Raw genomic sequence first — 25184 nt, 5'->3', positions numbered from 1 at the left:
TCTCCTCAGCGTATAAAAGCTGCGGATCTATTTCTGTGCTTCAGGTCACGGAAGAAAACGCTTCCGCAAAAAACGACACGGGTTTCCGCCGTACACGCCCCCGGCCTCAAGCGAGCGATGCACCACAGAGAGCGGTGTGACGACCGCCGAGCGGCCTATCGTCACGCCCATTTGCACGACGCATTTCGACGTGATCCACACGCCGTCCTCGATCACGATCGGCGCGACGCGCAAGTCCATCGTGGTGCTCATATCGTGCGAGCCGGCTGTCAGGAACGTTCCCTGAGAAATGCAAACATTGGAGCCGATGCGAATCGGCGCCTGGTTATAGATCCATACGTCGACGCCGAACCAGCACTTGTCGCCCACTTCGAGATTCCACGGCGCCTTCACCCGCAATGGATGCACGAAGCGGCAGCCGGTACCGATCCGCGCGCCGAACAGACGCAGCAACGCGACGCGCACGGATGAGAGCGGCAGCAGCTTGTTATTGATGACGCACGCCTCGACTACAAACCATATGAGCTCGACGAGCGCGCCGCGCCCCGCACGATAATTGCCCTTGCCCGCGAGGCTCAGGTCGATCACGCGATGCTCCGCGCCGGCGCTTTCAGTTGGCGGCGCACAAGCGAGCCGCGGATCGTCTGCGATATTGCCCATGATTCTTCTCCATACCGTGCGCCGTGCGTTTATGCACAGGGATGCTAATTAATCTCGATGCCTGTCTTTGGCAGACTCGCTCTTCTTCACTACGTGGCCGCGCAGGCAAGCGTTTTGGCGGCTGCGTGCATGGATTTTGGCGCACGATGTTTTCATTGGACTGCATCAACCCGGGGACCACAATGACAACACTGATTCGACACACCGCCCACTGCATGCTTCTTCTCACCGCCGTTTGCGCAGCACCCGCATTCGCGCAGAAGGCCGCGCCGGCCATGACCGCCACGGCGCCGACCGGCTATGGCGCGCCGGCGCCCGCTCCAGTCGATCGCCGCGCCGTTCAGCGCAAGCGCGAACAGAAGCTGCTGGGCGCGCCTGACGGCTACGTCGCCGGCAATCCGCGGGACGCCAATATCGACAACGGGCGCCGTGCAGCCCTGCTCGACGAACAACGCATGACTGTCACCGATGGCGAGCAAGCCGGCAAGCCGGGTGCAGCGGGCAAGCGCAAGGCGCCGCCCGTCGCGAACGGCCAGTTGCGTGTCGCCGATGCGGCAGCGCGTCCGCGCGCCGACGACAAGCTCGTGCCGCAAGGCGCCGCCAAGGCCACCTACGCCGATCCGTACACGATGGGTAAGCGTTCCGTCTACCGTTCGCCGTGGTGATCGCGCACTCATGATGGCCGCGGCCGGATCATTCCGGCGCGGCGTCCTCCGTGGTCGCCGGCTTCGCATGCGTCACGACCACCGCTGAAGGCCTGGCGTCGAAGTACGTAGCGCTCGCCCTCAAGCGCCTTCTTCCTGCCGCGCGGCACAGCATGCCGATGCGTTCTTCAAAAGTACTAATCGTCGAGTCCGGCGAAAGCGCGCTCTCCGCGTAATCGCGCGCGGCTCGTCCGAGCGCCGCGCGCCGCTCGGGGTCGTTGGCGAGAGCGGTGATCGCGCCGACCAGCGCCTTCACGTTATCGGGCGGCACGACGACGCCGCGCGCATGCACCGCTTCGTGCAGCGCGGTGCCGCGCCGAGCCATCGCGATCGTCGCGCGGCCGCTCGCGAACATGCCGGTCAGCTTCGACGGCATGACGAGATCCGCTGCATCGGCGCGTTGCGGCAGCACGTGAATGTCCGCGAGATTGAGCAGTTCGTTCAGGCGCTCCGCCGGTTGAAGCGGCAAGAAGACGCAGTTCGGCAACGTTGCGCAGCGCTTCTCTAGGTTCTCTCTCGCCGCGCCGCCGCCACAAAATACGAACGTGACATCAGGACGGGACGCGAGCGAAGCAGCGGCTTCCGCAAGCGTTTCAATGCCCTGCTTCGCGCCCATGTTGCCGGAGTACAGCACGACCTTCTGCGCGTCGGACAGGTTCAACTCACTACGGTATTCGCTCGCTCGCGACAGCGGATAAATGGCCGACACGTCGACCCAATTGGGCAGGCACACTACTTTCGAAGGCGCTACGCCTTTCGCCGACGCGCGCGCGCTCATCTGCCGCGTGATCGACGACACCGCGTCGAAGCGCCGCAACAACTGGCTTTCGACCCAGCGCGCGATTCGCGCCGCGCGCGAGCCTTTCAGAAGGCCGAGCTCGAACGCCGCGTCGACTTCGTAATCCTGAATGTGCAGCCACGCACTGGCGCGCGCCACGCGAGCCAGCGCAAGGCATGCTGGCGCGCATATCAAGGTCGGCGCGATCAACACGACTGCATCGGGGCGCCATAACGCCTGCAAGGCGAGCACAGGCAGCGAGGTCGCCGCAAAGCTAGCCAGATGAATCATCCGCTTCAGGCCGCTCGGTCGCGACGGCACCCATAGCGGCGCGCGCCAGATCGCGACACCGTCGCGCTCTTCCCGCCGATAACGCCAGGACGCATAGCCCGGCGAAACCTGCCATTCAGGGTAGTAAGGCGGAGCGCATACCACCCGCACCTCGTGCCCTCGACTTGCGAGCAACGCGGCCATTTCAGCCGTGTACTTGCCGGTCCCCGTGAGCTCGGGCGCGTAATTGAGGCCGTAGATCAGGATCTTCATTGTGCGTATCTAACGTGTTAAAGCTTCCATGCCCGACCTCGCGGCGGCGCCGCGACACCCGTCAATCGCTCAGCATCAGCGCACAGCCCCGGGCAATATTGGCGGCTGCGGAAGGCGGATCAAACCGGCGAATCACTTCCATGCAACGGTGAGCGGTGCCGCTCGCATCGGCGAAGGCTTCCATTGCTTTTAACAGCGTGCGCTGCAATCCGGCGACGTCGCCTGCGGTAAACGAATAGCCGCTCACGCCGTCGATCACGAGTTCCGGCACGCAGCCGCAACTCTCGCTGACGACAGCCGGACAGCCGTGCGCGAGCGCCTCGTTGACGACGAGACCCCACGGCTCGCTGAAGCTCGGCAGCACCATGCAGGTCGCGCCGTAGTACTCGCGCGTGAGCGGCTCATCCTGCAAGCTGCCCGCGAAGGTCACGGCGTTCTCAAGGTGCAATTCGACGGCCTTCGCACGCAATGCGTCGGCCATCGGCCCCGTGCCGACAATGCGCAATTGCGCAGCGGGTACGCGTTTTTGCAAACCGGCAAACGCTTCGATCAACGTGCCGACGCCCTTCTCTTCCGACAGACGCCCGACGTATAGAAACACTGGCGGATTGCCGGCACGCGCGGCGACGCGTTCGACCAATGCCCGCTCCGGCGAGAAAGAACCGGGCAATGCGGCGGCCTGACACGGTATGAAAATCTTCTCGCGCTTTGCGCCGAGGGACAGCAGATACTCGCGGCTGCGCTCGCCGAAACCGAAATAGCCGTCGCACAGCGAAAAGAACACGCGCTTCGGAATAGACGTGAGAAGCTTCTTCGGACGATCGCGTCCGGTCGAATCGCAGAACACCGCGCGCCGCTTGCCGGTCACGATGCAAGCCGCAAGCATCGCCCAGTATTCCGGACGGTGATAACCCGGCAGCACGATCAGATCGGACTTCGCCTTCAGCACTTCCCACGTCAGCCGCGCGATCATCTTGATCGTCGGCACGTCTTCGTAACAGCCGTCGAAGAGTTTTTGCATCGGATAACGATGGTACGAATAGTCGACCTCGGAAAAGCCGATGCGGTCGTGCTCGGTATCGGCGATCTGCACCATCCGGTAGCGAATTGCTCCGGATGCCGAAATATTATGCAGCGCAGAAAAGACGACACCTTTGTGACGCGACCATACGACGTTATGGAAGATGGTGACGGATGCACTCATTTTTATGCAGCTCCTCGAAAAAACGTCATTGCACGGCGGCCGCGGTCGGCGACCCGGCATAGGATTCGACGAATTCCCGATACGTCGACGCGATTCCCTGCTCCAGTCCGATCGTTGCCCGCCAGCCCATCTGCGCGAGGCGCGAGACGTCAAGCAACTTGCGCGGCGTGCCATCGGGTTTCGACGCGTCGAACACGAGCTCGCCGTCGAAGCCGACCACCTTGCAAATGCACTCCGCCAGTTCGCGTATCGACAGATCTTCGCCGACGCCCACGTTGAAAAGCCCTTCCATCACGTTGTTTTCGAGCACGAACAGCGTGGCCGCGGCGAGATCGTCGACATGCAGGAACTCGCGGCGCGGTGTGCCCGAGCCCCATACCGTCAGCGTATCGGCGCCGTTCAGCTTGGCTTCGTGCGCCTTGCGCAGGAGCGCCGGCAACACATGGCTGCTCTTGAGATCGTAGTTGTCGTTCGGGCCGTACAGGTTGGTCGGCATCAGCGATACGTACTGCGTGTTGTATTCGCAGTTGTACGCCTCGCAGAGTTTCAAACCGGCGATCTTCGCGATGGCGTATGCGTCGTTCGTCGGCTCGAGCGACGAAGTCAGCAGATACTCCTCGCGAATCGGCTGCGGGCATTGCTTCGGATAAATGCACGACGAACCGAAGAACACCAGCCGCTCGACCTGCGCCCGATACGCGGCGTGAATCACGTTCGTTTCGATCACCAGGTTTTCATAGATGAACTCGCCCGGCCGCGACGCGTTCGCAAAAATGCCGCCCACGCGCGCCGCGGCAAGCAGCACGACGTCGATCTTCTCGGCCTCGAAAAAGCGGTTCACAGCGGCCTGATCCATGAGATCGAGCTCGAGCCGCGTGCGCGTGACGACGTTCGTGTAGCCCGCTGCGACGAGCCGCCTGACGAGAGCGGAGCCGACCATGCCGCGGTGCCCCGCGACGAAAATGCGTGACTGTTTGTTCATCGCATCACTCGTGATGTTCGAGCGCCGTGAAGCCGGCGAGCGTGACGAGCGCGTCACGACGTGCAATCTGAAAGTCGGAGCGCACCATCTCCTTGACGAGCGCGGCAAACGGCGTCGTAGGCTGCCAGCCCAGCTTCGCATGCGCCTTCGACGGATCGCCGAGCAGCGTCTCGACTTCGGCCGGCCGGAAGTAGCGCGGATCGACACGCACGATCACGTCGCCCGGCGACATTCTGGTCTCGCGCCCTTCCACTTTGTCGACAATGCCGATTTCGTCGACACCGCTGCCTTCAAAGCGCACCGTGACGCCCAGTTCACCCGCGGCATGCTGGACGAACTGACGCACGCTGTACTGCACGCCGGTCGCAATCACGAAGTCCTCCGGCTGCTCCTGTTGGAGCATGCGCCACTGCATCTCGACGTAATCGCGCGCATGGCCCCAGTCGCGCAACGCCGACAGATTGCCGAGATAGAGCGTCTTCTGCATGCCGACCGCAATACGCGCAATCGCACGCGTGATCTTGCGCGTCACGAAAGTCTCGCCACGCACCGGCGATTCGTGATTGAACAGAATCCCGTTGCAGGCATAAAGACCGTACGCTTCGCGATAATTGACCGTTGTCCAGTACGCGAACATCTTCGCCACCGCATACGGACTGCGCGGATAGAACGGCGTCGTCTCCGATTGCGGCACTTGTTGCACGAGGCCGTAAAGTTCGGACGTCGACGCCTGGTAAAATCGCGTCTTATTCTGCATACCTAAGATACGCACCGCCTCCAAAATCCGCAGTGCGCCAAGACCATCGGCGTTGGCCGTGTACTCCGGTTCCTCGAACGACACCGCAACGTGACTTTGTGCCGCGAGGTTATAAATCTCGTCCGGCTCCACGCGCTGAATCACGCGCAGAATGCTGGTGGAGTCCGTGAGATCGGCGTGATGCAGAAAGAGGTGTTGTTCCGGATCGTGTGGGTCTCTATAGAGGTGATCGATCCGGTCTGTGTTAAACAGCGACGACCTGCGTTTGATGCCGTGCACGTCGTAGTTTTTGGCGAGCAGCAGCTCGGCGAGGTACGACCCGTCCTGCCCCGTGATCCCCGTGATCAGCGCGACCTTGCGTTTCATGAAGGCTTCTCCTTGTTAACTTTTCAACACTTGTAGCGAGAAACTCGGCCGCGATTTCAGCCCGCTATGCTGTCATATCCGTAATATCCGCCTTGATAACCCGAGCCGAGGAAAGCCCCTTCCTGCGGCACGTCGGTGAGCAATACGCCTCTGAGTCCAACCCCGCCATTACGAAGACGCTTGGCGGTCTCGGCAATTTCATTCAACGGATGACGGCCGTGGCGAACCACCAGCAGCGTCGTGCCCGCGTGCTTGCCGATCAGCGTCGAATCGGTGACGGCGAGTACCGGCGGCGTATCGATGATCACGAGGTCGTAGCGTGATTTCAGTTCGTCGAGCATCGTCTGGAAGCGCGAGCTCATCAGCAGTTCCGACGGATGCGAGGGCAACGTGCCCTTGGCCAGCACATCGAGTCCGGGCAGCACGTCGCGCTGGATCATCGAAGTCAGGTCGCCTCCGCTCAGCACATCCGACAAGCCCGGTTGATGTCCGATGCCGAAGTGCGAGTGCACGTCGCCGCGCCGCATGTCGCCGTCGATAATCAGCACGCGTTTATTCGCCGATGCGACGAGCGCCGCGAGATTCACCGACAGAAACGACTTGCCTGCGTCGGGCCGCGAGCCCGTAATCATCACGACGTTATTTGCGGCATGATCGAGCGAAAGTTGCAGTGATGTACGGAGATTGCGCACCCCTTCTACAGCAATGTCTTCCGGCGCCTGCTGCGCGAGAACATGCAGACCACGCCGGCGCAGCATGACGTCCTCCTGCAAGCGCAACTGCGTCTGGCTGCGCGGCACCACCGCGAACACCGGCACGCCGAGCACGGCTTCCAGTTCGTCGGGACGCTCCACGCCGCCATACATCGCGCGCTTGAAGAAGGTCAGCATGATGCCGAGCACCAGACCGCCGCCCAGCGCGATGAGGATCGCGATCACGCGCTTCGGACGCACCGGCTCATCGGGTGCTTCGGCGAAATCGACCACGCGCACGTTGCCGACCTGGCCCGCCTTCGCGACGCGCAACTGCTGCGCGCTATTGAGCAGGTTCGTATACAACTCGGTGTCGACATGCACGTCGCGCAACAGACGCAACGCGGTCTGCTCCGTATCCGGCATCACCGACACGCTGCGGTTCATGTTGACCTGCGCGCCTTGCAGCGCTGCGATCTGCGCATCGAGCGAAGCGACTGCCGGGTGATTCGCCGTGAAGCGTTGCGACATCTCGGCGCGCTGCGTTTGCAGATCGAGCAGCTTCGTCTTGTTGTCGACGATCTGCTGAAGCAGCAGGCGGCTCTCTTCGCCGAGATCGACCGTGCCGTGCGTATTGCGGAACTTGTTGTAGCGCTGCTCCGCCTCGTCCAGTTCCTTGCGCAAGCCCGGCAATTGCTGATCGAGGAATGCGAGCATGTGCTCGGCTTCCGTCGAACGGCTTGCAACGTCCTGGCGCACGAACTCACGCGCCATGCTGTTGACGATCGCCGCGGTCAGCGCACTGTCGCCGCCTTCGAGGCTCGCGCGGATCACGCCGGATTGCAGCGTGGTTTCCTGCACGACGAGCGCCTTCTGCAAGCGGTCGACGGTGCTGAGCGTCGACGCACGCGACAGCTCGAATTGCGAGCCGGCCGCGCCGGTCAGCGCATCGACACGCAACGCGATAGGACCGTCGGCGGTATCCGTCTGGACCGTTTCGCCGACGTGGCCCGACAGGATCGCAATGCCGTTCCTGTCGCGCAGCACGTACGAGCGGTCGTTGCCCGCGACCAGCGTGAAGGTGGTGTCGTACATCTCCTTCGACGTGTCGAAGCGCGACACCGAAATGCTCTCGTTGCCCCACGCATAGCCGGACAGGTTGATGAACTGGGGCAGTTTGAAGCCCCATTGCCCGTTCACCAGCCCGGCAATCAGCCCTCCGATCACCGGCATGTAGCGCGGCGTCGCCGTGATGTCGAGATGCAGCTTCTTGACGGTCTCCTCCGTCACGAGACGCGACTTCAGCAGCTCGATCTCCGCTGCCGTCGACGGTTTCGTGTCGAACATGCCGGTGAGCGGCGGCAAGGAATCCTTGCCGTTCGCGTTGGCATTCGCCGTCTTGTCCTCGACGTGAAACAGCACGTCCGCCCGGTACGTCGGTGGCGCAAGGAAAGCGTACGCGCACCCCAGCGCGAGCGCGATCAGCGTCACGGTTGCAATAGTGCGCCAGCCCCGCACGATAGTGCGGAGATAGTCCGAAAGATGCAACTCATCCGCTGCGGACACGTCCGTATAGCGGTTCTCGAAGTTGATTGCCATGTTTGGTCTCACCCAGCATAACCCGCGGTTTTTCTGAACTGCTTTATACGTTTTTTACTTTGCTGCTTGTTTTGCTGCTTACTTCGCTACTACCACGCCGGTCACAGCCGCATTGATCGCCGGCAACAACAGGTTCAGGATACGGTTGAAACGAACCAGCCCGCCCTGGCCCACGTACACGACGTCCTTCGGCTGCAACTCGAACTGGTTCGCAAGGATCATCGATACCGGCGAGCTCGCGTCGAGGTGATAGATCTGCGGCGATTCGCTCGCGGAATTTCGGATCACGAACAATTGCCGCGTGGAAGCCGTAGCCTGGTCGAAGCTGCCGCTGTCCGAAATGGCCTGCGAGAGCGTCAGCGAACCGTTGCGCATCGGCGTGACCGTCGCCGGCTTGTTCACTTCACCCATCACGTAGACACCGCTGTCTTCACGCGAGGCCACACGCACTGCGTCGCCCGCCTGCAGATAGATGTTCGACGGGTTCTGTCCGCGCTTGAGCAGGTCGTCCATGTTCAACTGATACGTGACGCCATTGCGGATCAACTCGACACGGCTGCGGTCCGCGTTCGGGCTGAAGCCGCCGCTCTGGCTGATCGCACTCGTCAGCGACATCGTGATGTCGTTCAGCGACTGCGCGCCCGGCGTGCGCACTTCACCGTCGATGAAAATCTGCGCGTTACGGAAAGAGGCCACGCGCACCGTCACTTCCGGCTTCTGGTACACCTTGCTCAGGCGGTTATACAGTTCCTTCTGGATCGCGCTGACGTCCCTGCCGGCCACGTGAACCGTGCCCGCATACGGAAACTGGATATCGCCTTTCTCGTCGATGAGAAAGCCCGAGGCCGCATCCGAAGACTTGGCGTTCTGCGCCGGTTGGCCGAGCGCCGCTGCGAGTTCGGGGTGATCCCACACGACGATCTGCAGCACGTCGCCAGGGCCGACGCGGTATGGGCCCGGCTTGCCGAAGAGCGCGAGCGTTGCCGGCGGCAACGGGGCACTGGTCTGGTCCGCGTGCATCTTGCGCACGAGCGACAGATTGATGTCCGTAATGGGTATCGTCTGCTGCTGTGACGGTTCGGTGCTGAAATCGCCGCCCGTCTCCTGAAGAGTGGCCGGCGTGTCCATCCGCTGACCGGGCGCGGCAGCGCAGCCCGCGAGCAGTGCAGCGATTGCGAAAACCGAGAGACTTCCCGTGCGTGTACCAAGCGAGCTCATAACTTTTTCCTCCTTGCGCAAGAGCGAATGTCTCAGGAAAGAGGCACCGCCTTGCGTGCTTTGTTAACAACTAGTAAGCGTTTCGATGCACCAGTCCGGCGACAATCGTCGCGCCGATGATCCGCATGTCGAGTGCAAACGACCAATGCCCCAGGTAGTACAGGTCATGTTCGACGCGACGTTCCATCTTTTCGATGCGGTCGGTCTCGCCACGAAAGCCGTTGATTTGCGCCCAACCTGTAATACCCGGCTTGATCCGATAGCGATTGATGTAGCCCGCGACCACTTTCTGATAGAGGTCGTCGTGCTCGAGCGCATGAGGACGCGGTCCCACGACCGACATGTCGCCACGCAATACGTTAAAAAACTGCGGTAATTCGTCGAGGCTCGTACGGCGCAGGAACGCACCGACTTTCGTCACGCGCGGATCGTTGCGCGTCGCCTGGCTGACGGTGCCCTTTTGCTCCGTATGCATGCGCATCGAACGGAACTTGTAGATCGTGAATACGCGTCCATCCGCGCCCTTGCGCTTCTGCCTGAAAAACACCGGCCCACGCGACGAGAGCTTTACCGCGAGCGCAATAGCAACGAGAAGCGGCGCAAGACAGAAGAGCGCGGTAGCTGCGAACAGGCGATCGAAGATCTCTTTCTTCAGCATCGAGCTCGCCGAAAGAGGCGACGCCACGAGGTTGATTGCAGGCACACCGAGCAACTCGATCACACCGCTGCCCTCGAAAAGCGCGAGACTGCGCACGTCGGGCATGAAGCGAATGTTCACCAGATCGTCGCGAAACTCGCTGACGAGCGAACAGATCAGCGGCTCTTCCGCGAGCGACAGCATCAGCCACAATTCATGAACGTCATTCGTGCGGATGTATTCAGCGAGCGCATCCACGCTATCGAAAACCGGCACACCTTTACTATTCACCGGCGATTGATCCGGCTTCGTGTTGTAGACCGCCGTCGCGCGAAAGCCCGTGGTCGGCGCGGAATCGATGCGGCGAATCAGCGCGTCGCATTGCGAGCCGCTTCCCACTATCGCGACCCGATGCAGATTCATCCCCGCGCCGCGTGCACGCGCAAGTACTGCATGCGTGATGAGGCGATACGAGATCAGCAGGCCGCCCGTCACGGCGGTCCAATACGAAAACCACAAACGCGATACGAAGTCGCTGCGATGCAGCGAATACATCAATACCAGCGCACTGCCCTGCACGATCAGCCACGCGAGCGACACCTGTCCTGCGAGCGCGAGCTTCGAGCGGCCGCGCCATGATTCATAGACGCCGAACGCCGGAAAGATCGCGAGCGCGAAGGCTGCGGCGAACATCACCAGCGCCCAATAGAAACCCGATTGAGCGAGGTAGTCGAAGCGGATCTGCGACGCCACCGCCGCTCCTACGAGCACCAGCGCGACATCGAACATTCGCGCGAGCAAATCCTGAAACCTGCGCATTTTGCTTACCTCGTACTGACCGTTCCTGTCCGCAATCCGCCGCGACCGCTGCTTAAGAGCAGCGGCCGTAGTTGTCGTTGAATCTCACGATGTCGTCTTCGCCCAGATAAGTGCCCGACTGGATCTCGATGATCTCGAGCGGCACTTTCCCCGGGTTTTCCAGCCGATGCCGGATGCCAAGCGGAATGTAAGTCGATTCGTTTTCGCTCAGCAGGAATTGCTCTTCGCCGCGCGTGACGAGCGCGGTGCCGCGCACCACGACCCAGTGCTCGGCGCGGTGGTGATGCAGTTGCAGCGAAAGCTGCGCGCCCGGCGTCACGACGATGCGCTTCACCTGAAAACGCTCGCCGTGGTCGATCGAATCGTAAAAGCCCCACGGACGATGCACCTTGCGATGCGCGTCGGCCTCCGGTGCGTTCTGCGCCTTGATGCGCGACACGAGACCCTTGACGTCCTGCACATGCGAGCGGTCCACCACGAGCACCGCGTCGGCGGTTTCGACCACCACCACATTCGTCGTGCCGACGCAGGCGACGAGGCGTCCTTCGGAATGCGCGTAGCTCGACACCGCGCCCTCGAACGCCACGCGACCACGGCCCGCATTGCCGTTGGCGTCTTTTTCCATCGCGGCCCAGACGGCGTCCCATGAACCGAGATCGGACCAGCCGGCTTCGAGTCGGACCACCACGCCTGCGGGCGACGCATCTTTTGCGCTTGCCTTTGTATCTGCGCTTGCCGTGTCGGCGGCAGCAGCGTCCGCCGCCTCACTCAAGCGCTCCATCACCGCGTAGTCGATCGAATCGGCCGGCGAACTCAGAAACGCATCGACGAGCGGGCGGAAATACCCGTCTTCGCTGCGACCGCCGCTGAATGCGCGCTCGCAAGCCGAGTGCATGTCCGGCTGCAAACGCGCGAGCGTGTCGAGCCAGACGCTTGCGCGCACAATGAAGATGCCGCTGTTCCACCAGTACACCCCGGCTGCGACGTACTGCGCCGCGATCTCTTCCGCGGGCTTTTCCACGAAGCCGTCGATGGCATGCGCGCCGTCGCCGAGCGCGGCGCCGATGCGGATATAACCGAAGCCCGTATCGGGACGCGTCGGCGGCACGCCGAGCGTCGCGATCGCGCCGCGTTCGGCGTAACGTGCCGCGTTTTCGAGCGCAGCCTGCAACGCGTTGACGTCGGCGATCGAATGATCCGCCGGCATCACGACGAGAATTCCATCCTGCCCTTCAGCGCAAGCGAGCGAGGCCGCGAGCGTCAGCGCGGGCGCCGTATCGCGGCGAGCGGGCTCGACAATCAGACGCGCTTCGACGCCATTCTCATGAAGCTGCTCGGCAATCACGAAGCGGTGTTCTTCACCGCATACGATGATCGGCGAAACATCGACTTGCCAGCCCGCGGGAAAGTCGTTCATGCGTCGCGCGGTGGCTTGCAGCAGCGAATCGGAGCCCACCACGTCGATGAGCTGCTTCGGAAAGTTTTCGCGCGACACGGGCCACAGACGCGTGCCGGAACCACCGGCGAGAATGACCGGGACGATGCGCGTGCAACGCGCGCCGCGTGCGTCCTCACCAGCATGGGACGACGTATTATTTCCAGCTCCCTGATTCAACATATCTGCAATCCTTATGACTCTTGCAAAACAACCCGCCGATGCTACTGGCCGACCATGCGGCGGCTCTGTATCCGGAACTCGGTCGGCGAAATTCTCATTCGCTTGCGAAACACCTTGGCGAGACGGTCGCCGTTGCCCATGCCCGTGCGGCGCGCGATTTTGTCGACCGGCAATTCGGATTCGGTCAAGAGGCTGCACGTCACGGCAAGGCGTTCGTGCAACAGAAAACTCGATGGGGTGATGCCCATTTCCATCTTGAAGCGGCGTAGGAAGTTGCGTTCGCTCATCGCCGCGAACTGCGCGGCGTCCGCGATCGAAATAGATTGCTGGCAGTTTTCCTGCAGCCAGCGAGCCGCCGCGCGCACCTTGTCGCCTGGCGTAAGCGCGCCGTCTTCGCTGAGAAGCGGCGCGAGGTTCGAGCACGAATCGGCAAGCAAGCGCTCAGCAACGGTGCGCGCAGCCGCCGCGCCCAGGTCGCGCTTGATCATGCCGAGCGCGCTGCGCATCGACTCGAGACGATCGCCGGCGTCGGCGCCCTGCTCGCTCTGACGCGGTGTTTTCGCCGATTCGTCGCGCAATGCATAGATGCCGCTTGCGTCGGGCAAGTAGGCCGCGTCGAGCAGCGCGCGTCCTTCCGCGATCGGCCGGATCATGCCGGTGTTGTGCCGCACGCGGCGCAGCCACGCGATCAGGCGCTCGTCCCGCGCCGCCGCGATGGCGCCCTTGCCGCCTGCTACGTACAGCGCGTCGAAGCCGCTGTAATGTCGCGCGTCGAGTCCATCGGTCCACACGCGCAGAGCCGACGACGACGTCACCATGCCGCCATCGGCGGAGAGGAAGCACACGTCATATGAACAGCCGCTCGGGCCCGAGGAAGCCAGTTCATTCGCTGCCTGGAACACTTCGGCTACAACGCCGGCGCCTTGCAGCGAGCAGTCGTTGAACATCAGTATCGCGATGCGGCGCATGCCTTTGTTCGGTGCGTGCACCCAACGCAGCATGGCAGACTCGAGACTCGCGCAGGTCATAGCTATCCTCACCAGAAAACGGATTTACTTTCACCATCAACGGCCACGCCGGGGCCGACTCTGAGCAGTGCATCATAGCCACCACTAGTCAAGTATTTAGCCGCCATGACCGATAGTGCTGACATGTTGGCGCATTGACAGGAGTAGCTCGCGGTGATTTTCGGCAATATTCCGCCAACACCGAATTGCACCGAATTAATTGCCGATTCGACATATCATTGAATTGGCGTTGTGCGAATCTTAGTTCAAAGCAGAACTCGATTTCGTTCGCCACCGCACACTGGTTCGCTACTCAAAAAAGGGCGGTTACAATTCGATCCGCACGGAACCAGGGCCAAAATAAAGGCGTTTTCGCCAATGAATGGAGCGGTTGCGCACAAACTCTCCCGCTTGTGGAGATTCCCCCGCGCAACCGCCGCGCAGGTTTCGGCTGACGATAGGAACCGCGCACTTCAATAACGCGAAGCAGTGTCTAATATAGGCACCTTGCACGGCCTTTCGGTTATTTAATTTGTTCTTATTGGGTGCATTCAATATAAATACGGCGATTAATGTTTCAGGCCTGAAACATGGGGAATAACGGCCGTTAAGATGACAGCGCAATTGACGGACCCGCGGCGGATCGCGTAGACGCGCGCCAGTCGGAAACGGCCAGAAGCTTGCGGAAATGCACTATGCGGTTTCCGCAACATGCAGCAACGGACACTACGTCGCGGCGGCTCTGGCCTGGTGAATTAGCAGTTTGACGACGCTCGCGCGACGAGACACAGCGCGAGCAGCACGGGATACACGGGGGATGGTATGTCGAATTCAAACAGGCATCGCGCAGTGCGAAGCATTATAAGGTCCGTGCCGGGGCGTGCGACTGCACGTGCGGTTCTTTTCGCGGCGCTCTGCGTATCGGCAGTTGAATGCCAGGCAGCGGCGGCGCAGGTCGATACGAAGGCGTCTGACGGCAAGGGCCTGCGTTGCTCGGCGCCTTCGTCGCAAGCAAGCGCAGCGTCCGCAGGCGATTTGATCGAAGCGGATACACCGAGCGACGGCACGCGTCTCTTCGCCGCATCGAAACCGTTTGCGCTTGTGTTCACCACGCGCGCGCCGCAAAACGATACGCTCATCTGGCAGATACGCGACACGTGGAATGTTGTGCGTGCAAGCGGTCGCTTCAGCGTCGCCGCTGGCGCAATGTCATGGACGCTCAATTGCGCATCGCCGATAGCGGGCTATTTCGCCGTGTCCGCGTCGCTCGAACGCGCGCAGGGTGAACTGTCATCGCGCGGCACGCGGCCGGCCGGCATCGCCACTTTCGGCGTGCTGCCCGATACCGCGGCCACGCTACCGGCCGTACGCTTTCCGTATGAAGACCTGCATCGGTTCGGCGGCCAGGGCACCGCGTATCTCGCGCCCGGTCAGCATTGCTGCGACGGCGACGGTTATCGTCCGGTCTATACCGCGCTCGGCCTCACGTGGATAAACGACAACCGCAACTGGTACATGGAAGAGCCGGACAAACCCGGCACCTTCGATCCCGCGACGAAGCAGCTCACGCCCTACCTGCAACGCGGCGATCTCTTGCGTCTGATCCAGCTCGACGGCATCCCCAAATGGGCGAGCACGACGGGCAAGCAAACTCATAGCTATGCACCCACTTCACTCGCGCAGATGAAGGAGTACATGGCGAAGGTAGGCGCGGAATCGAATCGCGTTCGCACGACTTATTTTCCGAAGCAGCGCGACAACTACTATCAGGTTACCTGGGAGCCCGACGCCGACGGCGGTTTGCCGTGGCGCGACAGCGACGCGAATTTCGTCGCGATGTACAAGGCCGTGTGGGAAGGCATCCATCAGACAGATCCGCATGCGGTGGTGATGGGCCTCACGTATTCATCGGTGCAAGGCAACGTGACGTGGATGCGCCGTTTGGGTCCGCTCGGCATCGGCCGCTATATGGACGGCATGACCGTGCACGGCTATTACGACATTGGCACCACACCGTCGCATCCGCCGGAGCGCGTGGCCGACACGCGCAATCAGGGCACGGTATCGGGCGCGCTCGCTGCGTCGATGCGCGCGTTGCGCCACGAAATGCGGCAATACCTGAAGCCCGGCGCGCCGCTATTCGTGACCGAGACGGGCATCAGTTACGACATCGGCGAATCGTATGGCAAGCGCTATCCGGGCGCTGACGTGCTGTATGCGCAAGCCGCGGTCGTCGTGCGCACGCATCTGATTCTGCTCGGCGAAGGCGCCGACATGACCTACGTGTTCTATCTCGCGGACATGCCGGACGCGGCGCCCGGCTACGGCATCTTCTTCGAACTCGAGCATGCGAAAGGCGCCTATGGTCCGTCTCGCATCAGTCCGAAGCCGGCGGCGCTCGCGGTGGCGGCGATGACGCGCATCGTCGACGGAACGAGCACGCTCGGGCCGCTCAAAGCGTTGCCGAACGGCGTCCATGCGTACGCATTTCGAAGGCTCGGTGGTGGCAAGATCGTGACCGCGCTCTGGACTCACGACAACGACAAATGGAGCGCGAAAACCGGCTTCAACGCGGGGCAAAGCGTCGAATATCGCTTGCGTGTCGACGCGCCCGGCACGAGCGGCGAAGTCACCACGCTCGACATGATGGGCAACGCGGCGGCGGTGCCGTATCGCGACGGCGTCGCAACGTTGAAACTGTCGCCCACGCCTTTATACGTGGTGTCGAGTAACGCCGACGTATTCAAGGACGCTGTCACTGCGCCGGAAGGTTACGTCGCCCGCTAGCGTTCCGGCTCGAAGTCATGCGGCGAGAACTACGCGAACTACGAGAACTACGAGAACTACGCGAACCGCGATAGCTAGCGCACAGAACACCGCGGCCGCCGCAATTAGCATCTGTATCGACGCGCGGGGGCGCTAATAATGAACGGGGTTGCGTGGATCATGCTCGTGCTGGCCGCGATAGCCGGTGCATTCGCGTTTGCGGCGGCAGGCACTCTCATGCTTTTGCTGCTGATCGCGGACGTCGCGCAAAGACTGACTCGCGACGACGACAACCGTGGCGACTATTAACACTGCTTGCGCCACGGAAATCACCGTGGCAATAGCGAGCTTGCTCGGGAACCCGCATGCTGACGGAAATCGACTTCCTCGATGTTGTTCGTTTGACGCCGCTCGTCGCGATCGATCTGCTGGTTCGCGATGCAGACGGACGCGTTCTGCTCGGTCATCGCCGCAATCGGCCCGCGCGCGGCACGTGGTTCGTTCCCGGCGGCCGCATCCTCAAGGACGAAACGCTCGACGCCGCTTTCTCGCGCATCGCCGACGCCGAGCTCGGCATCGCGAAACTCGCACGTTCCTCGGCGCGCTTCGAAGGCGTATTCGAACATCACTACAGCGATAATTTCGCGGGCGAGCCTGGCGTGTCGACGCATTACATTGTGCTTGCTTATGCGTTGTCGGTAGCGAGTGCGCAGCCGGTCGGCCGGCCCGATCAGCACAGCGAATATCTGTGGCTCACGCCTCACGAACTGCTCGCGCGCGACGACGTCCATGAAAACACCAAGGCGTATTTCCGTTAGTGTTTCCGCTAGTATTCCCGCTAAGCAGCCACCGTATGCACAGTGTTAGCCCGCCAACGCGGAACGTCAGATGATTGCAGTATGATCGAGCGCACTATAAAAGGCTCGAATGCACATGCGATCATCGGCGGCCCGTGTTGTTCGGAGAATATGCATTGCGCTCGGCGCGCTCTTCGCGCTGCTCGCGTTGGCCGTGTTACCAACGGCAGCGCGCGCGGCGGACTGCAAGGCGGGAACGCTCGTCACCGTCGTTGCGCATCTGGACGACGATCTGCTGTTCGTCGATCCCGCGATTAGCGAGCGTCTCGATGCCGGATGGTGCATCACCACAGTTCATCTGATCGGAGGCGCAAACGGCGCGAGGCTGCCCTATGTGCTGACGCGCGAGCAGGCCTCGCGGCTCGCGTATGCGCGCATGGCCGGTGTGCCCGACGTATGGAACGAGTCGAGCGTCGAGATCGCCGGCAAGCTCGTGCATGAAATGGTGCTGAAAGCCAAGCCGCAAGTTCGGCTGCTCGAACTGCGGCTGCCGGGCGGTGGCGTGCGCGGCGGCCGCGAGCCGCTCGGCTTGTTATGGGAACAGCGCGCAACGCTATCCACGTATCCGATCAACGCGGACGGCTCGGGGCGCATGAAGTACGATCGCGAGTCGCTCTCCGCGACACTGAAGACGATTCTCGCGCAAGCCACGCTGATCTACACACTTAATCCGGATACCGTACCATTTGTCGAGCACCCGGATCACATTCTCGCGGCGCGCATAACGCGTCATGTCGCGCAGACGCTCGGCAACAGCGTGCCGATCGTCTACCACGTGACTTATCCCACCGGCGGCTGGCCCGGCAATCTTCCTGCTGCCGAGGTGCAACGCAAGCGCGACATCGTCGCGAGCTATTTTTCCGTCGACGGAAGCGAGTCGTCGCATGTGTTCGGCGAATTCCAGTGGGACGGCAACTGGATCGCACGACGCTATGCGTTCGCGGACCGCAGCGATCGCCGTGTGCCGGACTTCGTCGCGCGCCCGATCACGCTATTCAACGTGGCGACGAACCGCTGTGTGACCGCGCCCGGCATGAACCAGGCGCCCACACTCGCCGCGTGCAACGGATCGGCCGCGCAGCAATGGCGATGGGAACCGCTCACGGTGTATCCCGGCAATGCACGCAACGCCGCGCTCGTGAGTGTGGCCACGTCGCAATGCATTGCCGAGCGCGACGGTTATCTGCGCGCGGAAAGCTGCGATCAATGGGACCTCGCGCAACGCTGGACGCCTTGGGACTTCGGCCTCGTCTACACGCCGATGCGTCACTGCCTCGGCGAAACGGGCGGCAAGCTGACGATGCGCGGCTGCGCGGCGCTCACCACGCGTTACCGCTGGGCCACGACGCAGCACATTCAGGCAAACGATCTGCGGCTCGCGACCGCCATGTATGCCGACGTGACGGGAACGGGCGACGCGTCCGCCGTCTACGTGCAACGGCAGCACGACGGCCCTGGATTCGATGTCTATGTCGCGTCGCTGGAACGCGCCGCGCCGCCGGCGCTGTGGTACAAGGCCGCGGTTCCATTCGATGCACGCGCCACCGCGCCAAGCTGCGCGGGCGACAAGTTGTGCTTCGACAGCGCGCGCTTTCTGCTCGGCGACTTCGACGGCAACGGCAAGGCGGATCTGATGATCGTCACCGCGCGCGAGAACGGCACCGCCTTCTGGCTGCTGCGCAGCGCGGGCGATCATTTCGATGCGCCGCGCCTCTGGCTGCAAACAAATACCGCGTTCAAGCCCGAGCTGACGCAGCAATATGTGGCCGCGGATTTCACCGGCACGCATCGCGCGAGTGTGCTGATTGCACAGAAGCGCGCGGACAGCGGACTCGATTTGTGGCTCGCGTCCTCGAACGGCGCGGCAAGCACTGCTGCACAGCCCACGCTCGTCGCAGAAGCCAAAGGTCTCACGCAGAATGCGACGCTCTTGCCCTTCGGCAAGGCGGGCTCGCGCTCATCGCTCGTTGCGCTGGAGACGGGGCAAGAACGCGTGTCGCTCAGGGTCATACGCAACGACAACGCGGGCATGACGATCGGCGAACGCAAAATGCTGCCGGCCGGCTTCATGCCAGGCTTCGTGAAGCCCGCGGTCGCCTCGCTGCACGGCGAAGATCGCGACACGCTGCTGCTGGTCACGCCGCGCCTCGACGGCACTGACCCGGACGCGCTGATCGACATTGCGGCGCTTGATATCGCCGACGCTACTGCCGTGCCCGCGCATGTCGCTTCGTTGCGCGGCATGTCGTGGTCGGATGTGTTTCCGGCCTACGTTCACGGCAAGCAAGGCGCGGCGCTCGCGCTTTATCGTCGAGTGGACGCGACGCTCGGCGACTTTTACTTCACTGGCGGCGCTCCGGCGCTGTCGAGCTATCCGCTGAAATACGGCCTGACGCTGGGCACGCCGCAGGATCTCGGCGAATTGCCGGGGCTTTTTTCGGAGACGGTGCGAATCGACCGGCTCGCTCAATAACGTCGTGCGACGCGTAACGAAGCGGCCGGTCGATCGTGTCAGGCAGACATGCGCAAAGGCTCTGCGAACTTGCGCACGATCGACATGTAGCGATCCGCCGTGTCATGCAACGTATAACCGGCGAGTTGCCGATGTGCGCGCGGCGTGTTGAGCGCGTTAGCGAGCGCATGGCCGTACGCTTCGACGTCCGTCGTATCGACGAGGCTCACGCCGGGCAGGCTGCTTGCAAAGCCGAACGAAGGAATCCGGTTCGCGACGACCGGAATGCCGGACGCCAGCGCCTCGAGAAAGCCAATGCTCTGCGCTTCGAAACGCGAGGGCATCGCGAACACGCGCGACGAACGCAACACCGCGGCGACGTCCGAGCGCGGTCCGCATACGGTCACTTTGCTCTCGAGCCCAAGCTCTCTGACCAGCGACACCACCGCGCGGTGATAGTCGAGTTCTTCGACCACACCGCAAAGCAGCAGACGTGCTTCGGGTTCCACCTGCAAGACGCGCTCGAACGCGCGAACGGTGTGCAACTGACTCTTTGCTTCTATGTACCGGCCGAGCTGCACGATCTGCTTCGGCGGCACCGCGCTGTCATGCGCAGGCGTGGCGTCCGGCGCGGCGAATTGCGACGCGTCCACACCATTAGGAATCACAACCATCGACGGATGCCGGCCGATCTCGCGCATATAGTCGTCGAGATTCTGCTGCGACACGCCGATGATCGCACTAGCTCGCCGCGACAGCAGTCGTTCGGCGCGTTTGAGCGCGCCGTTCTCGAAGTCGTTGACGCCCGAGTGCATTACCCATGCGATAGGCGTATGCACCGGCAACAAACGCACATAGAGCGCCGCAAGCGTCGCATGCGCAATGATGAAATCCGGCCGAAACTCGCGCACTACGCGATACAGGTGCACCAGCTTGCCCGCGCGTCCATGACGCACTTGCGGAAAGCGGCACATCACGCCGGCCGCGTTGAGTTCCGCGCGAATGTCGGCGAAATCGTCCTGCTGCGGCAGCAGCGAAGTCATACAGACTTCATGCCCGGCACGCTGATGATGAATTGCAAGCCCTTTGACGAGTACTTCTGCCCCCGACAATCGTGGTGCGTGAACCAGTTGAAGAATCCTCACGATTTATCTCTCTGATGACCGCCCGCTTCACAGCGGCGAGATGATCCGCGCACGTGAGCAAAAACGGCCCACTCGACGCTCTCATCCGATAGTTAGTATGTGGCGCGCATTCGTGACGCGCGTCGTCTCCGAAACCCGCGACTTGCCGATGCACCGGCAGCAGTCGCCAGAAAACGTTACACCCAACATCCTGCAAATTTGCGCCAAGGCCAAGACTTCTTCCGCTGTGAAATGCGCGGTATCGCCCATTCCGGACGCAAATCCGCCGCCGTTGCCGTTGCGATCCGAACGACCGCGCGGCGCCGCGAACTCGTGGCGGCAATCAACGTGCGCTACCGCACATTGCCGGAAAGATTATTGAAGCGCGAGCACGTTTGTTCTCGCGCCCAGTGCGCTACTTGGAGATGTCCTCCAGTGCGACGTCGCGCGTCTTCGGCCCCAGCGTGCCGATAGCGAGCATCACGATCACCATCGCACTCGAAATGAATGCGAACACGCCATTCACTCCAAACTCTCTCAGGCATCCGGCGATCACGAATGCGGAGAACATCGCCGAAAGCCGGCTCCACGAATAGACGAAACCGACAGCGCGTGCGCGAATGCTGGTGGGAAAGAGTTCGGCCTGATACGCGTGATAACTGTAGGAAATGATGTTGCCGGCCAGCACGAGACACACGCCGAGACTCACGAGCAGCACGGTCTCGCGCGCTTGGCTGAACAGCAGCCCGCACACCACGTTGACCGCAGCCATGCAGATGATCACCGTCTTGCGCTCGAAGCGGTCCGCGATCAGCAAGCCGAGCAGCGGTCCGAGCGGCGCGGCCACGGCGATGATGCTCGCATACATCAGGCTCGTCGTCACCGTGATGCCCTGCTTGATCAGCAAGGTCGGAATCCAGTTCGCGAAGCCGTAGTAGCCCATCGTCTGGAATACGTGAAAGATGATCAGCATCAGCGTGCGCTTGCGATACGGCGGCACGAGCAGATCGCGGAACGCAGCGCGCGCCCGCACCGGCTCGGGCAATGCAGGCTCCGGCAGTGCACGTCCATACTCGCGTTCGACTCGCGCCTCGAGCCGCGTCATGATCGCGTCGGCTTCGTCGAGGCGGCCTTTTTGCGCGAGCCAGCGCGGACTCTCCGGCAAACCGAGGCGAATCCACCAGACGACGATCGCGCCGACCACGCCGGTCAATACGACGAGACGCCAGCCGTCGAGGCCGAAATATCGATGCGGCACCAGCAGATACGAGAGAAACGCGACGATCGGCACCGCGCAAAAACCCACGGCCTGCGAGCACGCGGACGCGCGGCCGCGCACATGCTTCGGCACCAGTTCGGAGATGTACGTGCCGATCGTCACGATCTCCACGCCGATGCCGATGCCCGCGATAAAGCGCCACAGGTTCAGCCCGAGCGCCGTGTCCTGAAACGCCATGACGATGTTCGCCGCCGTGTACCACAGCAGCGACCATGTGAAGATCGCGCGCCGCCCGAAGCGATCGGCGAGAAAACCGCAAGCCGCCGTGCCGATGAAAAGCCCCGCGAACAATGCGGCGATAAAGCTCGCGACACCGCTCGTGCCAAAGAGACCATGCGTCGTCGCGGTGAGAATGCCGCTCTTCACGAGGCCCGGCGCGATGTAGCCGGAGAACATGAGGTCGTACAGTTCGAAGAAGAGCCCGAGGCTCAGCAACATCACGAGCTTCCAGATGGAACGCGTGGCCGGCAGGCGGTCGAGCCGCGCCGAAATGCGCGCGCCGCCAAGGGCGATTTCTTCGGCACGGCCGCCCGCCGCTGCGCCGGCGCCCGAAGGCAAGCCGAGCGCGCCGGCATCGCCGAGCGCTGTTGCATACACTGTTTGATTCGACGACTTCATCGTCTGTCTCCTTGAATGCCGGTCTGTTGCCGGTTAAGCCTTGGTTGACCGCGTGCGCGACAAGAAACGCCTATGCGGCTTCGCGCGGCGTCTGATTTGAACCGCTCGTCAACGAGGCGATTCGCGCGTCGTCATAGCCGAGTTCGCGCAGCACCTCAGCCGTGTGCTCGCCGATCTTCGCGATCGGCTGACGCGGCTGCAAACGCTCACCGTCGATTGAAATGGGCAGCAGCGGCATCGCGGTTTCGCTGCCGTCGTCGAGCGTGAGACGCGCAAGGCCGCCGCTTTCGTTCAGATGCGGATCGTCGAACAGTTCTTCGGGCTTCACGATCGACGCGAACGGAATATGGTCGCGTTCGAACAGCGGCACGAGCGCCGCGCCGTCGAATTCCCGCAGCGTTTCGCCGAGCGTCTGCAACAGCCATGAGCGCGCGAGCACCCGATCGTTATTCGTCGCGAGACGGGGGTCGGCGAGCAGATCGGCGCGGCCGAGAATCGCGCACAACGCGCGCCATTGACCGTCGCCCGTTGCGGCGATGAACATCTGCTCGTCGCCGGCAAGCGTGAACACGTCATACACGGCCCATGCGCTGATGCGCTCGGGCATCGGCGCAGGCGCCACGCCGGTGGCCGCATACTGCTGCATGTGCTGCGCGGACAGCAGCACGCAGTTCTCGAAGAGCGCGCTCTGCACTTCCTTGCCGCGTCCGCTCGCATGCCGTTCGTGCAACGCGGCCAGCACGCCGATCGCGCCGAACATGCCGCCCATGATGTCGTTGACCGAACTGCCCGCGCGCAGCGGACGGCCCACGGGGCCCGTCATATAGGCGAGGCCGGCCATCATCTGCACGACTTCGTCGAGAGCGAGCCGGTGCTCATAAGGCCCGTTGAGAAAGCCCTTGTGCGAAACGTAGATGAGCTTCGGGTTGCGCTCGCGCAGCGACGCGTAGTCGAGACCGAGGCTCGCCATGCGGCCCGGCTTGAAGTTTTCGACGAACACATCGGCGGTATCGACGAGCTCATGCAGCGCGGCAAGTCCCGCCTCGCTATCGAGGTCGAGCGCGACGCTCTTCTTGTTGCGATTGAAGGTGCGGAAAAAACCCGCGCCGGTGCCGAGCAGGCGCCGCGTGCCGTCGCCGCGCGGCGGCTCGACCTTGATGACTTCGGCGCCGAGATCGCCGAGGATCATCCCGCACGTCGGGCCCATCACCATATGCGAAAGCTCGATCACGCGAATGCCGGCGAGCGGCAACGCGCGTTGCGGCGCGTCGGCGGAATTGTCGGTAAAAGAAGAGGCGTTCATTGCGGCACCTGCGAGCACGAAGGAGTTGAAGATTGGCTGGGTTGGGAGATCGCGAACTGCTTCGGCACACCGGCGCGCGCGAGATAACCGTAGAGCGGCTCGCCCGGCAAGGCATCGGCGAGCACGTCGCGCGACGCGATCAGGCGGGCAAGGTCGATGCCGGTCTCGTAGTCCATGCTGTCGAGCATGAACACGAGGTCTTCGGTGTTGACGTTGCCCGTCGCGCCAGGCGCATGCGGGCAGCCGCCGAGGCCGGCGAGCGACGCGTCGAATTCGCGGATGCCGTGTTGCAGCGCGATCAGCGTATTCGCGAGGCCCAAGCCGCGCGTGTCGTGGAAATGCAGCGAGCGCAGCTTGTCGCCCGCGACGCCGCGCACGAGGTCGATGATCTCGCCGACCTGACGCGGCGTGGCTTCGCCGGTGGTATCGCCGAGCGCGATCACATCGGCGCCTGCGTTGACGGCGTCGCGTGCGATCGCGGCGATGTCCGCATAAGGCACCGCGCCTTGCAGCGTGCAGCCGAATACCGTCGACAAACCGGCGATCAATTGCACGCGCCGTGTGCCTGCGCCTTGCGCGCTGTCGATCGCGTCGCGCATGGTTGCAAACGCATCGACCATTTCGGCCGGCGTCTTGCGCACGTTCGCGAGGCTGTGCGCGGTGCTCACCGAAATCGGCGCGACGATCCGATGCACGCCCGCTTCGAGTGCGCGTTGCGCGCCCTTCAGATTGGGCACGAGCGCGGTCACGATCAGATCGCGGTAGCCGAGTGCGTGAGCGATGACTTCGTCGGCGTCGGCCATCTGCGGCAACAGTTTCGCCGGCACGAACGACGCCACTTCCATGTGCCGCACGCCGGCGGCATACGCGGCATCGATCCAGCGGCGCTTGAATTCGGTGGGCATCGTTCGCGCGATGCTTTGCAGACCGTCGCGCATGCCGACTTCGGTTATGACGACGCGTTCCTTTGTCTCGCTCATGTCGCTCATGTCGCTCATGGGTTGAATTCCTGCGGGAAGATGCGGGGAAATGAAGCACGGATCACAGCGTGCCTGCGCGCGTGCGCGTAGCAAAGTCTGCGTTGACGAAGCACTCCATCGCCGTTGACGATGGCCGGCGAAGCAAGCGGGACGGCCGTGCGGCGTCGCAGAGGGGAAACCCTTAAGGGCTTTTCAGAAGGGGCGGGGCATGCGTGGAGCGT

The 25184-nt window shown here is 62.6% G+C and carries 19 protein-coding genes; 5 read left to right on the top strand and 14 right to left on the bottom strand.

From position 1 onward, the window contains the following. Positions 1-45: 45 nt before the first annotated feature. The gene (locus AB6809_RS24725) at positions 46-660 is read right to left on the bottom strand and encodes a DapH/DapD/GlmU-related protein (protein WP_006047799.1); all 615 of its coding nucleotides are present in this window, start codon (positions 658-660) and stop codon (positions 46-48) included. Between the two features lie 215 nt (positions 661-875). Here AB6809_RS24725 and AB6809_RS24720 point away from each other — a divergent pair, with 215 nt between their 5' ends. After that, a complete protein-coding gene (locus tag AB6809_RS24720) occupies positions 876-1325 on the top strand; it encodes a hypothetical protein (protein WP_370882097.1) in 450 nt (149 codons plus the stop codon). Positions 1326-1353: 28 nt separating this feature from the next. Here the strand turns inward: AB6809_RS24720 and AB6809_RS24715 are convergent, their stop codons facing one another. From AB6809_RS24715 to AB6809_RS24675, 9 genes are all read right to left on the bottom strand, one after another. Then, positions 1354-2685 carry a glycosyltransferase WbuB gene (locus AB6809_RS24715; RefSeq protein WP_371027361.1) on the bottom strand — a complete coding sequence of 444 codons (1332 nt, stop codon included), beginning with the start codon at positions 2683-2685 and terminating at the stop codon, positions 1354-1356. A gap of 61 nt (positions 2686-2746) precedes the next feature. Further along, the gene (locus AB6809_RS24710; RefSeq protein ID WP_006047802.1) at positions 2747-3889 is read right to left on the bottom strand and encodes a glycosyltransferase family 4 protein; all 1143 of its coding nucleotides are present in this window, start codon (positions 3887-3889) and stop codon (positions 2747-2749) included. A 25-nt stretch (positions 3890-3914) separates the two neighbouring features. Further along, positions 3915-4871, bottom strand: a complete 957-nt coding sequence (locus AB6809_RS24705) for a GDP-L-fucose synthase (protein WP_006047803.1) — start codon at positions 4869-4871, stop codon at positions 3915-3917. Positions 4872-4875: 4 nt separating this feature from the next. Then, a complete protein-coding gene (gene gmd / locus AB6809_RS24700; protein ID WP_006047804.1) occupies positions 4876-5994 on the bottom strand; it encodes a GDP-mannose 4,6-dehydratase in 1119 nt (372 codons plus the stop codon). A gap of 56 nt (positions 5995-6050) precedes the next feature. Then, entirely contained in the window at positions 6051-8285 is a 2235-nt protein-coding gene (locus tag AB6809_RS24695; protein WP_006047805.1) for a polysaccharide biosynthesis tyrosine autokinase, read from the bottom strand. A gap of 78 nt (positions 8286-8363) precedes the next feature. Then, positions 8364-9503 carry a polysaccharide biosynthesis/export family protein gene (locus AB6809_RS24690; protein ID WP_006047806.1) on the bottom strand — a complete coding sequence of 380 codons (1140 nt, stop codon included), beginning with the start codon at positions 9501-9503 and terminating at the stop codon, positions 8364-8366. A gap of 70 nt (positions 9504-9573) precedes the next feature. Then, positions 9574-10959, bottom strand: coding sequence for an undecaprenyl-phosphate glucose phosphotransferase (locus AB6809_RS24685; RefSeq protein ID WP_029970368.1), 1386 nt, complete (start codon positions 10957-10959; stop codon positions 9574-9576). A 52-nt stretch (positions 10960-11011) separates the two neighbouring features. Beyond that, the gene (locus AB6809_RS24680; protein WP_029970369.1) at positions 11012-12577 is read right to left on the bottom strand and encodes a sugar phosphate nucleotidyltransferase; all 1566 of its coding nucleotides are present in this window, start codon (positions 12575-12577) and stop codon (positions 11012-11014) included. Positions 12578-12618: 41 nt separating this feature from the next. Continuing rightward, positions 12619-13605 carry a helix-turn-helix domain-containing protein gene (locus AB6809_RS24675; RefSeq protein WP_307251866.1) on the bottom strand — a complete coding sequence of 329 codons (987 nt, stop codon included), beginning with the start codon at positions 13603-13605 and terminating at the stop codon, positions 12619-12621. An 801-nt stretch (positions 13606-14406) separates the two neighbouring features. Here AB6809_RS24675 and AB6809_RS24670 point away from each other — a divergent pair. The 4 genes from AB6809_RS24670 (at position 14407) to AB6809_RS24655 (ending at position 19680) form a co-directional block, all read left to right on the top strand. Then, the gene (locus AB6809_RS24670) at positions 14407-16371 is read left to right on the top strand and encodes a hypothetical protein (protein ID WP_371027360.1); all 1965 of its coding nucleotides are present in this window, start codon (positions 14407-14409) and stop codon (positions 16369-16371) included. 138 nt (positions 16372-16509) lie between these two features. Then, complete coding sequence (locus AB6809_RS24665) at positions 16510-16659, top strand: hypothetical protein (RefSeq protein WP_006047811.1); 150 nt, start codon at positions 16510-16512, stop codon at positions 16657-16659. A 56-nt stretch (positions 16660-16715) separates the two neighbouring features. Then, on the top strand, positions 16716-17168 hold the full coding sequence (locus tag AB6809_RS24660) for a GDP-mannose mannosyl hydrolase (protein ID WP_006047812.1): 453 nt from the start codon (positions 16716-16718) through the stop codon (positions 17166-17168). A 115-nt stretch (positions 17169-17283) separates the two neighbouring features. Next, entirely contained in the window at positions 17284-19680 is a 2397-nt protein-coding gene (locus tag AB6809_RS24655; RefSeq protein ID WP_371027359.1) for a PIG-L family deacetylase, read from the top strand. Positions 19681-19718: 38 nt separating this feature from the next. On the opposite strand, the gene AB6809_RS24650 is transcribed toward AB6809_RS24655, so the two are convergent. The 4 genes from AB6809_RS24650 to AB6809_RS24635 form a co-directional block, all read right to left on the bottom strand. Further along, positions 19719-20804, bottom strand: coding sequence for a glycosyltransferase family 4 protein (locus AB6809_RS24650; RefSeq protein ID WP_029970375.1), 1086 nt, complete (start codon positions 20802-20804; stop codon positions 19719-19721). Positions 20805-21198: 394 nt separating this feature from the next. Then, positions 21199-22680, bottom strand: a complete 1482-nt coding sequence (locus tag AB6809_RS24645) for an MFS transporter (RefSeq protein ID WP_006047815.1) — start codon at positions 22678-22680, stop codon at positions 21199-21201. A gap of 70 nt (positions 22681-22750) precedes the next feature. Further along, entirely contained in the window at positions 22751-23983 is a 1233-nt protein-coding gene (locus AB6809_RS24640) for a CaiB/BaiF CoA-transferase family protein (RefSeq protein ID WP_307251856.1), read from the bottom strand. Next, positions 23980-24963, bottom strand: coding sequence for a hydroxymethylglutaryl-CoA lyase (locus tag AB6809_RS24635; RefSeq protein ID WP_029970378.1), 984 nt, complete (start codon positions 24961-24963; stop codon positions 23980-23982). Before AB6809_RS24635 ends, AB6809_RS24640 begins: the two co-directional genes overlap by 4 nt. Positions 24964-25184 lie beyond the last annotated feature (221 nt).

The organism is Paraburkholderia sp. RCC_158, from assembly GCF_041355255.1.
GTDB classification, from domain to species: Bacteria; Pseudomonadota; Gammaproteobacteria; order Burkholderiales; family Burkholderiaceae; genus Paraburkholderia; species Paraburkholderia graminis.
This window is presented reverse-complemented; position numbering and strand designations above follow the sequence as displayed.

What these genes read in the sequence shown, in the direction of transcription:
- AB6809_RS24670 (WP_371027360.1), top strand. Translation starts at nt 14,407, where the DNA reads ATGTCGAATTCAAACAGGCATCGCGCAGTGCGAAGCATTATAAGGTCC.
- AB6809_RS24645 (WP_006047815.1), bottom strand. Translation starts at nt 22,680, where the DNA reads ATGAAGTCGTCGAATCAAACAGTGTATGCAACAGCGCTCGGCGATGCC.
- AB6809_RS24720 (WP_370882097.1), top strand. Translation starts at nt 876, where the DNA reads ATGCTTCTTCTCACCGCCGTTTGCGCAGCACCCGCATTCGCGCAGAAG.
- AB6809_RS24685 (WP_029970368.1), bottom strand. Translation starts at nt 10,959, where the DNA reads ATGCGCAGGTTTCAGGATTTGCTCGCGCGAATGTTCGATGTCGCGCTG.
- AB6809_RS24710 (WP_006047802.1), bottom strand. Translation starts at nt 3,889, where the DNA reads ATGAGTGCATCCGTCACCATCTTCCATAACGTCGTATGGTCGCGTCAC.
- AB6809_RS24705 (WP_006047803.1), bottom strand. Translation starts at nt 4,871, where the DNA reads ATGAACAAACAGTCACGCATTTTCGTCGCGGGGCACCGCGGCATGGTC.
- AB6809_RS24725 (WP_006047799.1), bottom strand. Translation starts at nt 660, where the DNA reads ATGGGCAATATCGCAGACGATCCGCGGCTCGCTTGTGCGCCGCCAACT.
- gmd (WP_006047804.1), bottom strand. Translation starts at nt 5,994, where the DNA reads ATGAAACGCAAGGTCGCGCTGATCACGGGGATCACGGGGCAGGACGGG.
- AB6809_RS24660 (WP_006047812.1), top strand. Translation starts at nt 16,716, where the DNA reads ATGCTGACGGAAATCGACTTCCTCGATGTTGTTCGTTTGACGCCGCTC.
- AB6809_RS24680 (WP_029970369.1), bottom strand. Translation starts at nt 12,577, where the DNA reads ATGTTGAATCAGGGAGCTGGAAATAATACGTCGTCCCATGCTGGTGAG.
- AB6809_RS24640 (WP_307251856.1), bottom strand. Translation starts at nt 23,983, where the DNA reads ATGAACGCCTCTTCTTTTACCGACAATTCCGCCGACGCGCCGCAACGC.
- AB6809_RS24665 (WP_006047811.1), top strand. Translation starts at nt 16,510, where the DNA reads ATGAACGGGGTTGCGTGGATCATGCTCGTGCTGGCCGCGATAGCCGGT.
- AB6809_RS24655 (WP_371027359.1), top strand. Translation starts at nt 17,284, where the DNA reads ATGCGATCATCGGCGGCCCGTGTTGTTCGGAGAATATGCATTGCGCTC.
- AB6809_RS24635 (WP_029970378.1), bottom strand. Translation starts at nt 24,963, where the DNA reads ATGAGCGAGACAAAGGAACGCGTCGTCATAACCGAAGTCGGCATGCGC.
- AB6809_RS24715 (WP_371027361.1), bottom strand. Translation starts at nt 2,685, where the DNA reads ATGAAGATCCTGATCTACGGCCTCAATTACGCGCCCGAGCTCACGGGG.
- AB6809_RS24675 (WP_307251866.1), bottom strand. Translation starts at nt 13,605, where the DNA reads ATGACCTGCGCGAGTCTCGAGTCTGCCATGCTGCGTTGGGTGCACGCA.
- AB6809_RS24690 (WP_006047806.1), bottom strand. Translation starts at nt 9,503, where the DNA reads ATGAGCTCGCTTGGTACACGCACGGGAAGTCTCTCGGTTTTCGCAATC.
- AB6809_RS24695 (WP_006047805.1), bottom strand. Translation starts at nt 8,285, where the DNA reads ATGGCAATCAACTTCGAGAACCGCTATACGGACGTGTCCGCAGCGGAT.